The organism is Methylotuvimicrobium alcaliphilum 20Z (assembly GCF_000968535.2).
GTDB lineage: Bacteria > Pseudomonadota > Gammaproteobacteria > Methylococcales > Methylomonadaceae > Methylotuvimicrobium > Methylotuvimicrobium alcaliphilum.
Map to the genome: position 1 here is coordinate 3,178,079 of NC_016112.1, position 12,600 is coordinate 3,190,678.

Sequence of the window (12,600 nt, forward strand, 5' to 3'; positions counted from 1 at the left end):
GAAAACCAACTTGGCTTTCTTAATGGAACCTGATTAGCAAGATGCTTCAGCTTGCCGAAGCCAAGTGTCCGAGCAGGGGCCAGTCGTAGTCGTAAAAACTAAAATATGCTGTTACCCAAGCTCTAGCTTGGGTAACCTATTCAGGAAGCTCTAGCTTCCCGACAATCAAGAAAAATTGAACGAGCGAGTCCGGGTTGATTAAGAGTGAGCGGAGGTTGTGTCGGTCTCAGGAAACCGGAGCTTCCGAGGTGTTTCTCCCAAGCTAGAACTCTCGTCGTTATACATAAGTCGTAAATACCCCATCTTAGCTAATGCGACTTCGATACCATTTATTGTTACCTAACGTACCCGACTTCGAAATCGCGATCAGGGGATCGCTCCCACAGAGCATCCGGCCCCCTGATAGGGGTAGGGAAGATTTCTCTCCCCTCCCTCCGAACCGTGCATGCGGTTCTCCCGCACACGGCTCTCCAGTCGGTGGTTTCCTCATCGGGACAAGCTGGTGAGCAATGGTGTTATTAATTGGTGAACCCCATTACTCCGCGTTACCACGTCAGCCCGCAAACTCGGTTTGATTCGTTACCTTCGGCTCCCTTCAACGGCTGAGCCTCTTTAAGCCTTTTACCTGAGGTTGGCTTAATGGCCGTGACACCGAACGCTACCTCGTTTCCACCTTCCTACCCTTCTTTCCTATGGCCGGTTTTGCTAGCCGGCTTTTACCATCTTTTCCCCTCTCGGTTTAGGCTCGTGTTTGTTTTCTCTGTTTCCGCCTGGTTTCCCAGCGGTGCCACACTGTCCTCGCCTTGCCTTGAGCTTCCTCGACTTACGGTAATATAAGGGTTCTGACTCCTGCCACGGTCACCTCCGTAACAGGTCTCCCCAGTTTCTTCACAATACCTTCTGAACATTCCACTCCCAACCACAAGGTAGGCCCATTTATCGTTTTATCTGCCACAACAACGTAAATGATGGTTTTCAGGCTTCGTCGACTCCCAGGGGACTCGCCGCCTTACCCCGCCGAATCGGATTCGCTTTACTGCGGACTGCTCTTTTGCCTCCAGTTGCTCTCCACCCCACCTCGCGGTGACGCAGTTACTTTCAGCTACGACGTTATGGCTTACGCCGACAGGGACTTACACCCTGCTGATTTTGTGCCCTCCTGGGCGCACTGGGAGCGACGCCTTCGTCGCGACTATCGAAGCCACTGACGCTTAATATCCGCAATTTTATCAAACAACACAGCCGCGTAGGGTACGCTGTGCGTACCATGGTAACCCATAAGCGCCAACTTAAGACGCAAGGCATTGATTCACAGTTGAAAAATCAAGATGTGGCCACAACATAGAGTATTTTTACCGACGAAAGTGAAAATCCCTATGAAGCAGCCACAGCTAACAGATACCCTTTTTGATGACTTTTTGCAAGAGCTTCCAGCAGATTTCCAGGAGCAGGCCTATGAATTACAGGCGTTTGCACGGGCACGGAAAATCCGATCACCGTTGCAATTATTACAGTTAGTCCTGTTGTATTGCGGACTGGACTTGTCGTTGCGCAGCTGTGCCGGCGAAGTTGCCAAGCTTCAAGGCTATTTGAGCGACACGGCGGTGACCAAGCGACTGGCGGCCTGCGTGGCGTGGATCAAGTCGTTACTGAAGCGTGTGTTCGGATTGGATAAACAGATTAACAATGGCTCCTTGAATTTCATTGTGATTGACGGTTCGACCGTGCAAGAACCCGGCGCGAAAGAAACAACGTATCGCTTGCATGTGGCGATCGACTTGATGAGCTTGACACTCCGCGAGGTCAACGTCACGACCGATAAAGTCGGCGAGAGCTTGGATCACTATCAGTTGACTGCAGGTGATGTCGCGTTGCTTGATCGAGGCTACAACCAACCGAAGTCTTTAGTCCCGGTCATTGATCGCGGCGGCCACGTCGTGCTGCGCTACAATCCACACAGCATGACCCTTTACGAACGGTGCAACGAACCGAAAGGTGTTAAAATCGATTGGGAACAGCGCATACGCGATTTGAATGGTCAGCCGGGTGCGATACCCGTTTATCTGTGCCATCAAGACAAACGTATTGAAGGCGTGGTGCATGCGATGCCGTTACCGCCGGAACAGGCGGCGCAAGCACGCCGCAAAGCGAAACAACGCGCGCGTGATAAAGGTCGCACGGCGAGCCAAAAGACCTTGATGCTGAGCGGCTGGGTGTTGATTTTTACTTCGCTCCCCGAAGCGCTGCTCGACACGAAATCAATCGCTGAGCTCTACCGGGTTCGCTGGCAAGTGGAGCTGGTCATAAAGCGGCTAAAGAGCTTGCTTGATATCGACCGGCTACGCGCCCGAAAAGACAGCAAGCTGGCGGATTTATATTTGCATGGCAAGTTACTGTTTGCTGCAGTGACTCAAAAAATAGCGCAGCGCCGATTCGGCCGGGCGGCCACCACAATGGACGGTGATCGTTCGATTACCCATTGGCGTTTATGGCGCACGATCGCCAATGAGATCAAGGCAGGACTTACGGCTTGTTTTCCAATAAATAAGCGATTTATCGATGACTGCACAAAAAGCCTCTGTGAGCGTCCGCGCAAGAGAAAGCTTCAGGGTTTGCCGGGGCGTGTTTTGGAGCTCATTATTGAAGGTCGGGGAGGTGGCGTTAGTCTTACTTAATCAAATACTTAGATTCTTAAGTTGGCGCTTATGCCATGGTAACCCCGCGATAGGCATGTGCCAACCGAACCGCCAGGGCACGGCTTTGGTACGCGTAGCGTACCCTACAATTTATGTATAACGATGAGCGGAGGACCGTGGGAACCAGAAAAATTCGGAGCGGGAATCACCGTCAAGGGACGCCCCTGCTCCTATAACCTCATCCTAACATCCGCCACCTGTTAGAGCGACAAACTCGACACCTTTCCTGGCAAACGCCAGCCGAACAAATAACAACTATTGCCGATAAGCCATTCATGGCGTAGACTCGAGATAGCCGCTTCTGCTTGGATAATCAGGTAGCCATTCATGAAAAGACACATCGACCGCCGCACAGTTCTGCCGCTACTTTTTGTCATGGCTATGTTTATCAATTCCGTCTCGGCTGAAAATAATCAAGCTGCCATTCCCGCAACACCGATTGTTCAATTAACCATTCAAGATGCTATTGGTCCTGCGACTTCGGACTATATCGAGCGCAGCATGGACAAGGCTTCCGAATCCGGAGCTAAAGCGATCTTGATCACACTCGACACGCCGGGCGGCCTTGACACATCCATGCGGCAAATCATTAAAAAAATCATCGCCTCGCCGATCCCAGTGATCACTTATGTCACACCGGGCGGGGCACGAGCCGCCAGCGCCGGAACTTATATTCTTTACGCAAGCCATATCGCCGCAATGACGCCGGGGACCAATCTAGGTGCTGCTACACCGGTACAATTAATCGGCCCAACTGAAGCGCCCGGTGAACAACCCGACAAAGATCAATCCGCCGACCAGACCTCTTCTAGCAAATCGCCTAAAAACGCGATGGCGCAAAAAGCCATTAACGATGCAGTTGCTTATATCAGAAGCCTGGCCGAAATGCGCGGCAGAAACGCCGATTGGGGAGAACTAGCCGTTCGAGAAGCGGCAAGCCTTTCAGCCGAAAAAGCCCTAGAACTCAATGTGATCGATATCCTGGCCACCGATCGATACGATTTGTTAAAACAACTCGATCAACGAAAAATCAACGTACTCGGGCGCGATATCGCTCTATCGACAGACAATGCGGCGATTCAAGCCTTAGAACCAGACTGGCGCAGCGAGTTATTGGCCGTAATTACTAATCCGAATATCGCCTATATCTTACTGATTGCCGGAATTTACGGCCTGATATTCGAATTTTCCAACCCCGGAGCCATCGTCCCGGGCACCATCGGCGGCATTAGCTTGTTACTGGCCCTTTTCGCGTTTCAAGTCTTACCGATTAACTATGCCGGTTTCGCACTGATTTTATTAGGCATTTCATTAATGATTGCCGAAGCTTTCGTACCCAGTATCGGTATACTCGGTTTCGGCGGTTTGACCGCGTTCGTGATCGGCTCTGTCATTCTAATGGATACCGATGCCCCCGGATTCGGCATCGACACTGCATTAATAGGCGCTTTCGCGCTTACCAGCGCAGCATTCTTGATTTTCGCCTTAGGCATGTTGTTAAAATCCAGGCAAAAGCCCATCGTAACCGGCCGGGAAGAATTGCTTGGCGAAACCGGCATCGTGCTTGCCGACTTTACCGATACGGGGCCTGTGCGGGTCCACAGTGAAATATGGCAAGCCCGCAGCCGCGAATCACTCAAAAAAAACCAGCGGATTCGCGTAATCGGCCGGGACGGCCTTATACTCGAGGTTAATTCCACGCCCAACCAGGAGCACAAAGATGTTTGAATATTTCGGTTTAATTTTCGGCAGTTTCGCGTTGCTGTTATTGATCAGCGCATTTAGAATTTTACGTGAATACGAACGCGGCGTTATTTTCACGCTTGGCCGTTTTTACAAAGTCAAAGGCCCCGGCTTCATAATCGTGATCCCGCTCATTCAACAAATGGTCAGGGTCGACCTGCGTACCATCGTTATGGACGTGCCGTCGCAAGATGTCATTTCGCGCGACAATGTCTCGGTCAAGGTCAATGCCGTGGTCTATTTCCGAGTTATCGATCCCGACAAGGCGATCATTCAGGTCGAAAATTTTTACGAAGCCACCAGCCAATTGGCGCAAACGACGCTTCGCTCGGTATTGGGCCAACATGAACTGGACGAAATGCTGGCCGAGCGCGACAAATTGAATATCGACATCCAAACGATTCTCGACCAGCAAACCGATGCTTGGGGCATCAAGGTCGCGAATGTCGAAATCAAGCATGTCGATCTCGACGAAAGCATGGTAAGAGCTATCGCCAAGCAAGCCGAAGCGGAACGCACCCGCCGAGCGAAAATCATTCATGCGGAAGGCGAAATGCAAGCCTCGGAAAAATTATTGCAGGCCGCTACGATACTCGCGCAACAGCCACAAGCCATACAACTTCGCTATCTGCAGACGTTGACCGAAATCGCCGGAGAAAAATCGTCGACGATCGTATTTCCGCTGCCGATCGACATCGTCAGTAATATCATTAAAGGCCAAGCCACCGATGCGAGTTCGTAATCCGATGCGAAGGTTGCTGAAGCAAATCAATCGACGACAGCGAGCATTTCCAATCATCCTAAAATATGTTGAGCATTCTAAATCCCGCCCACCCTTCGACAAGGCTCAGGGCGAACGGGATTTAGAATGCTCAGCCAAAGGGTGGCGCTTGGAATCCGCTCATGCTTCGACTTCGCTCAGCACGAACGGTCTACAACACATGCCAACTGCTCTTTTTAGGTTTATAGTTTATAAAGTAACATTTTGCTATGTTACGTAAGCGGTTTACTCTTTGATCCCGTCTTTTCCGTGTTAAGCATTTTCAATCTTTGTCCGAAATCCAATTATCAAAACGAACTCTGTGCTATTTTTACAGGTATCGAATGTCCGACATTCAGAATCGCATTATTTCCTCGAAACGTTCAAAACCATGAATACCATCCTGCATGTATACCTATCGCACTTCAAATTTCGGCATTAGCGTATGGAGGCGTCGGGGTGTTCGGCAAAGGCTTTGGCAGCATGGATGCTGTCATAGAGCCTACATGGACGTATTCACGGCGTCCTTTGACGGGCACCCCAGACGCCGAAATTTGACTAGCAAAGGGTATAAACGCGCATTTGAACTCTGAACGGGCACATCTGCTTTTTACGAAGGATTTTGTGACAAATAATTTTCTGGAACCATGAAGTTTGCAGATATTTGCATCATGCCATGCAATCTTAGCCATAAAACTAATAAATAGAGACCCTGTGAAACAACCTGTCTACATGGATTTTGCAACCATCTTCGGCCCATTTGTCGCCTTATGCGCGATTGCCGTCGCTGTATTGCTGGACCACGGAAACCCTTTTTCCTTAATCAACGGACCGTCGATCATTTTAGTCGCCGGCGGTACGCTGGGTGCGACAATGATGGCTTACCCGCTAAAAACCTTCGCTATGTTGCCCAAATATATTTGGCAAAGCTTCAGAATGGAAAAGCCCAATCCGCATGCGCAAATTAATTTATTCGTTAAATTAGCCGACCGAGCTCGCCGAGGGGGCTTGCTGGCATTGGAAGAGGATATGCTAAAGATCAAGGACCCGTTTATCCGGAATGCGTTGATGTTGGTTGTCGACGGCATCGCACCGGATGAAGTCCGACGCGTCATGGAAAACGATAATGAAATGACTTCACAGCGCCATCAAACAGGTATTGCAATGATGTCGACAATGGCCGGCGTGGCCCCGGCCATGGGCATGATAGGAACCGTCGTCGGTCTAATCGGCGTTATGGGCAATTTATCCGATCCTTCGCAATTAGGCCCTTCGATCGCGGTAGCTTTTTTAACGACGCTCTACGGTTCTTTATTAGGCAATTTAGTATTCAGCCCAATGGGCAATAAACTCAAACAAAAAGATAAAGAAGAAATGTTTATCCGTGAAATGATTATTGAAGGAATCTTAGCGGTACAGGAAAGCGAGAACCCCCGCATCGTCCGGCAAAAGCTCGAGTCTTTCCTGCACCCGGCCCTAAGAACCCATCGATAAATTCAAGACTAGCGCCAAAAACAACTTGGAACAGCACCCCCAAACGTTCATCTCGAGCTGCCTTTCACCTTTCACCTTTCACCTTTCACCTTTCACCTTTCACGTTTCACCTTTCAGCTTTCACCTTTCACCTTTCACCTTTGACCTTTCACCTTTCACCTTTCACCTTTCACCTTTCACCTTTCACCTTTCACCTTTCACCTTTCACCTTTCACCTTTCACCTTTCACCTTTCACCTTTCACCTTCCGAACCACATGCCAAAGCGAGCGAACATCAGAGCGAGGACTTTTCAACAAAACGGTGATGGCGATCTCTTCGAATGCCGCAACTATACAAATAACCGCCGCAACGCGAAACGGCCACACAGGCCCACCTAGAAACATCAAATATAAACCTCCCCCCATTGAAGCGGCGGCTAATTTAACGCCCCAGGTGTGATAACTGGTAAACCGGCCGAATTTCAAGAGCCCTGCCGCCGACGGCAACAAGCAACTGGCGACAATCAAGACGACATAAAACCATTCGCGCGCAACGATTTCGGGCCACAACCACCAACAACTCAACGCGATCGTCAAATAGGTAATCACATCGGCCCAGCTGTCGAGTACCGCGCCGAATTCTGAAACCTGTCCGGTTAAACGAGCCGTCCAACCATCCAAAAGATCGGTCAAGAAAGCGACCGCCAATAAAATCATGAAGGCCACTGCATATCCGTTCCAGGCCATCCACAATAAAAAAGGCGCGGCAACAAAACGAAAGCCGGTCAATAGATTCGGCAAAGTCCATTTAGAAGTCTCATTAGGATCGAGTGGTTGCATCATATTTCGAATGTAGCTGCCAGCGGCGAATGATCGGATAATACATGCCAAGGCGCATGAGCCAAACGCTCGCAAAACACCGGCATTAAACCTCGAAAGTAGATTCTATCCATCGGCAAGATAGGCAACCAAGCCGGAAAAGTTCGGGCATAACGGCCATGCGTGGTTCTGAACACCTCCCTCAGTTCCAAGTGCTCGTAAAAATAACGCTCGGCCTGCCCCAACCAATCGTTGAAATCCCCTGCCACGATCAACGGTGCATCATGCGGAACATGCTCATCGATCCTTTCGCAAAGTTTGGCGACTTGCAGGCGACGCTCCTTACCGGTTAGCCCGAAATGAATGCAAACGATATGCAACGGTTGAACATCCGCTTTCAATCGAACTACGCCATGCAACAAACTTCGGCTAGCCCACGGAAACGGAGACACATTGATATTTTCGTGGCTCTCAAAAGGATATTTGCTCAAAATGGCATTGCCATGATGACCGGCACTGTAGATCGCATTTTTGCCGTAAGCGTAATAAGGCCAAACACCTTCGGCGATGAATTCGAAATGCGTACGATCGGGCCACTCAGGAATGTTCTTTTCGCGGTGCACATGCTCGCCCTGCATTTCCTGCAAAAACAATATATCGGCATCGGCGGCAATTAAAGCCTCGCGAATTTGATGCAAAACGAAGCGCCGATTACCGACATTAAAGCCTTTGTGAATGTTATATGTCAAAACCCGCAAGTGATTGTCTTTTAAGCTCATAAGGATTCAATAAGGGCGATTACGGATATGCAGGCGATATAAAAAAGGAGTAGTACACTGGCAGCAATTCCCAGTTTGAGCAGTTTCGCCGATTTTAGGGTGTGGGGTATGCCTGTCGAGGAACGCCGTAAACCCATCCATGGGGGCTTGGCGGCAGCTAAGCGCCAAGGATGGTGTGAATGCAGATTTTGCATTACGCCAAGGATGGCGTGTAGTAGGGCAATGCAGGAGCAATTGCCGAGGAGCAAAAATCTGCCCCTGCTGCCGACATCCTCGCCAAGCATACCCCACACCCTTTTTGATCTCCAAATTGGGAATTGCTGAGTACACTGGCCTTAGACTCGATTATTGAGAAAAATTCAGGTAGCGTAGATCGCGAGCTTTAGACTTTTGTGAGAACCCATTATGCCGAAACCGATTACCCCTCTATTGGCCGCCGATGCCTTAATCCAATTAATTGACCGTCCGGGGCGCCCTTTCGTTCTGATCGAACGCGCCAATCCGCCGTTCGGCTGGGCCATCCCGGGCGGCTTTGTCGATATCGGCGAAACCGTTGAACATGCCGCCATCCGTGAAGCCCGCGAGGAAACCGGTCTTGATGTTCGTCTGACCGCTCTGCTTGGCATTTATTCGAACCCGCAACGCGACCCTCGCAATCATACCGTCACTGCGGTCTATATCGCCGAGGCATCAGGCACGCCGAAAGCCGATGACGACGCGAAAAACCTCGATATCTTCACCTTCGACACGCTACCGGCAGAATTGGCTTTCGATCATGCGCAAGTGTTAGCCGACTATAAACGCTATCTCGAAACCGGCAATCCTGCCCCGCTTCGCATCTGACTCCGCCTCGTTTGCCCATGCACGCAAAACGCCCACCTAGCGGACCCATCAAGCCCTGGACATAAATTTTCCGGTAACGGTATTGATCTTGACTATTTCGCCGGTCTTGAGATATTCCGGAACCTGCACTTCCAAACCGGTCGTCAATCGCGCCGGCTTGGTTCTGCCGGTTGCCGTAGCGCCTTTGATTTCCGGTGCAGTCTCGACGATCTCCAACGCCACAGAGCTTGGTAGCTCGATACCCAGCACGGTATCGTCGAACAACAACGCAACGATATCCTCGAGACCTTCGGTCAAATAGCCTTTCTGTTCTTCCAAATCGTCCGCGCCGACCGAGTATTGACTATAGTCCTCCATATTCATGAATACGTAGTTTTCGCCATCCATATAAGAAAACTGAACTTTCACGCGAACGCAATCCGCATCCTTGAAAAAATCGTCTCCTTTCAGGGTTTCATCGAGTTTTTGACCGGTTTTGAGATTATTGAACCGGACTTTATACAAAGTCGTCGCGCCACGCGAGGACGGACTTCTGACCTCGATTTGCTTAATGATATGCGGTACACCGTTAATCTCGACAACCATTCCACGCTTAAAATCACTGGCCTTTGCCACGCATTGCTCCTAACAATTATTAATAATAAGAGTAACTATTCAGCATAAGTCATATATGAGAAGGTGTCAGGCATTGATTTATAAGGCTGTCTGCAACAGGACGTTGCAGTCAGAGCTTACAGGGATGTATTCACCCAGCACCTAAATACCATAATCCATTTGCTATGATAAACAATTTTGGATTATTTAGGTGCTGGGTTCACGCGTCCTTAGAAATCAATGCCTGACACCAACCTACCGCATGCGCTGAATAGTTACTAATAAGAGAGCATATTAAACTGGCAATCGATCGATTTGACAATCTTCTGAAGCTCACTATTCGCCACAAATCACTCATCGTCCAATTGCATTGCCGCTCGAACGCAACGCAACACGCCATAACTATATTGCCCATTAAATGCTTCGAAAATCGGCTTCAAAGCATTTCTTTGCTCATCCGGCATGCCTAATATGGCATCCTGAATCGCATGGATTTCAGCTTCGGACAAAGCGACCGCCTCGGCCAATTCGACTATGCCTTGCTCCAGGGCCTGAGCCAAATGATTATAAATCGTATCCATGGTCAAGCCGCGTTGATTGGCAATTTTTTCAGCGTCATAGCCCAGCCGGAACAGATCGACGGTCTCCAAGACCGAATCCGACAAAGAAACCAAGGCTTCCGAAACTGCTCCGAACTCTTGAATCACGGCTAGAAAATCGTCGCCGTACAGCTCCAATTTACGTTCGCCAACCCCCGAAATTGAACGAAATTGCTGATGATTCATCGGCCTGCTTTCAACCATCTCCATTAAAGTGGCATCATGAAAAATCTGATACGGCGGAATGTCTTGCTCATCGGCAAGTTCGCGGCGTTTGGTGCGTAGCGCGTTCCAGAGCAAGGTATCCTGCTCTTTTTGAAATTGCCGAACCGCGCCTTTCGAACGCTTGCCGGATTCGGTTGACAGATCTCGGCGTAGCATCAATTGCTGCTCGCCGCGCAGTACCGTGCGACAAGATTCATCCAGGCGCAACGAGCCATAGCCTTCAATATCGACCGTCACCAAACCTTTGGCGACCAATTGCCGAAACACCGAACGCCATTGTTTTTCGTCGATGTCCTTACCGATGCCGAAGGTCGATTGCCGGTCGTGGCCGAAATGCTTGAGCCGCTCGGTCTCCTTGCCGCGCAATACATCGATCAAATAATTGACACCGAAACGCTGGCCGGTACGATAAATGCAAGATAAGGCTTGCTGAGCGGCAACCGTGCCGTCCCAAGTCTTGACCGGTTCCAAACAGGTATCGCAATTACCGCAATCGTCAGCCAATCGATCGCCGAAATAGCTCAACAATGCTCTACGGCGGCAGCCGACTTCTTCGCAAAGCGCCAACATGGCATCGAGTTTATGATATTCGAGGCGTTTATGGCTTTCGTCGGCATTGGAATTGGCCAACATTTGCTGCAGCGTGATCACATCTTGCAGACCGTACGCCATCCATGCATCGGCCGGCAGACCGTCGCGCCCGGCGCGTCCGGTTTCCTGATAATAAGCTTCGATACTTTTCGGTAAATCAAGATGCGCGACAAAACGCACATTGGGTTTATCGATGCCCATGCCGAAGGCGATCGTCGCCACGATAACCAGGCCCTCTTCCATCAAGAACCGGTGCTGATGTTGTTGCCTCGCCGCGTTATCCATCCCGGCATGATAAGGCAACGCTCGGATGCCTTTACTCTGCAGCCATTCGGCCGTCGATTCGACTTTCTTGCGCGACAAGCAATAAACGATGCCGGCATCGCCAAAATGTTCGCTTTGGATAAACTGCAGCAATTGCTGCCGGGCATTTTGTTTTTGTACGATACGATAACGAATATTCGGTCGATCGAAACTGCTGACAAACAGCTTCGCTTGGTCGAGTGCAAGCCGGCTGATGATTTCCTGACGGGTTCGTTCGTCGGCGGTCGCGGTCAACGCAATACGCGGAATACTCGGATATCGCTCATGCAACATCGACAATTGCAGATAGTCGGCGCGGAAATCGTGTCCCCATTGCGACACGCAATGCGCCTCATCGATCGCGAACAGCGCGATATTCAGATTATCCAATAACGACAGCGTGCGCGCCGAATTCAAGCGCTCCGGCGCAATATAAAGCAAATCCAATTGATCGTCGCGCAGCCTGTTTTCGATAGAACGCGCCTCTTCGCCGGTCAGAGTCGAATTCAAAAAGGCCGCATTGACACCCAATTGATGCAATGCGCTGACTTGATCTTGCATCAACGCGATCAGCGGCGAAATCACAATACCGACGCCCGGCCGCAATAATGACGGAATCTGATAACACAACGACTTACCGCCGCCGGTCGGCATCAATACCAATGCATCGCGTCCGGCCAACAACTCATCGATCACGTCCTGTTGCTGACCCCTGAAACGGTCGTAGCCGAAAACCGTATTCAGCACATCGAGCGGCTTACCCGGCATGCAACACCCCCTGTCCACAGCAATTCCCAGTTTGCGCAGTTTCGCCAATCTTACTGTGAAAGTTCGCAGATTTGGACTCTTTATCTGATTTTTCGATAGATAACACAATGCCGGTTCCGGAGAGGGGGCGGTTGCTCGACTGACAGGCGTCGGCGGCAGGGAAAGCCGCCGTCGAGCCTACATGGACGTATTTACGGCGTCCTGTCGGGCGAGTGACCGCCCCCTCCCCACGCCTCGAACGTTCATTTGCCGGGACAATGACGAGGTCTTCATGATAGTTAGGGTGTGGGGTATGCCTGTCGAGGAACGCCGTAAACCCAGCACCTAAATTACCCAAAATAGTTAACCATAGCCAATGAACTATGGAATTTAGGTGCTGGGTAAACCCATCCATGGGGGCTTGACGG

General features: G+C 50.4%; 9 protein-coding genes. 5 read left to right on the forward strand and 4 right to left on the reverse strand.

Features of this window, described 5'->3' with window-relative positions; all coding sequences use genetic code 11:
- The first annotated feature begins 1,376 nt into the window (after positions 1 to 1,376).
- The 4 genes from MEALZ_RS13515 to MEALZ_RS13530 all read left to right on the forward strand — a co-directional run bounded on the left by MEALZ_RS13515 (position 1,377) and on the right by MEALZ_RS13530 (position 6,693).
- On the forward strand, positions 1,377 to 2,675 hold the full coding sequence (locus tag MEALZ_RS13515; protein WP_046061100.1) for a transposase: 1,299 nt from the start codon (positions 1,377 to 1,379) through the stop codon (positions 2,673 to 2,675).
- A 348-nt stretch (positions 2,676 to 3,023) separates the two neighbouring features.
- Complete coding sequence (locus MEALZ_RS13520) at positions 3,024 to 4,424, forward strand: NfeD family protein (RefSeq protein WP_014149212.1); 1,401 nt, start codon at positions 3,024 to 3,026, stop codon at positions 4,422 to 4,424.
- Entirely contained in the window at positions 4,417 to 5,181 is a 765-nt protein-coding gene (locus tag MEALZ_RS13525) for a slipin family protein (RefSeq protein ID WP_014149213.1), read from the forward strand. Before MEALZ_RS13520 ends, MEALZ_RS13525 begins: the two co-directional genes overlap by 8 nt.
- Before the next feature lie 732 nt (positions 5,182 to 5,913).
- Positions 5,914 to 6,693: a motility protein A gene (locus MEALZ_RS13530; RefSeq protein WP_014149214.1), complete on the forward strand. Its 780-nt coding sequence runs from the start codon at positions 5,914 to 5,916 to the stop codon at positions 6,691 to 6,693.
- 225 nt (positions 6,694 to 6,918) lie between these two features.
- Here the strand turns inward: MEALZ_RS13530 and MEALZ_RS13535 are convergent, their stop codons facing one another.
- Positions 6,919 to 7,515 (reverse strand): CDP-alcohol phosphatidyltransferase family protein, encoded by a 597-nt coding sequence (locus tag MEALZ_RS13535; RefSeq protein WP_014149215.1) that lies wholly within the window; start codon positions 7,513 to 7,515, stop codon positions 6,919 to 6,921.
- Positions 7,512 to 8,270, reverse strand: coding sequence for an endonuclease/exonuclease/phosphatase family protein (locus MEALZ_RS13540; protein WP_014149216.1), 759 nt, complete (start codon positions 8,268 to 8,270; stop codon positions 7,512 to 7,514). The genes MEALZ_RS13535 and MEALZ_RS13540 overlap by 4 nt, the downstream gene beginning before the upstream one ends.
- 405 nt (positions 8,271 to 8,675) lie before the next feature.
- On the opposite strand from MEALZ_RS13540, the gene MEALZ_RS13550 reads away from it, so the two are divergent.
- Complete coding sequence (locus tag MEALZ_RS13550; RefSeq protein WP_014149217.1) at positions 8,676 to 9,113, forward strand: NUDIX domain-containing protein; 438 nt, start codon at positions 8,676 to 8,678, stop codon at positions 9,111 to 9,113.
- 48 nt (positions 9,114 to 9,161) lie between these two features.
- On the opposite strand, the gene efpL is transcribed toward MEALZ_RS13550, so the two are convergent.
- Positions 9,162 to 9,728 carry an elongation factor P-like protein EfpL gene (gene efpL / locus MEALZ_RS13555; protein ID WP_014149218.1) on the reverse strand — a complete coding sequence of 189 codons (567 nt, stop codon included), beginning with the start codon at positions 9,726 to 9,728 and terminating at the stop codon, positions 9,162 to 9,164.
- Between the two features lie 329 nt (positions 9,729 to 10,057).
- Positions 10,058 to 12,193, reverse strand: coding sequence for a DNA helicase RecQ (recQ, locus tag MEALZ_RS13560; RefSeq protein ID WP_014149219.1), 2,136 nt, complete (start codon positions 12,191 to 12,193; stop codon positions 10,058 to 10,060).
- Positions 12,194 to 12,600: the final 407 nt, after the last annotated feature.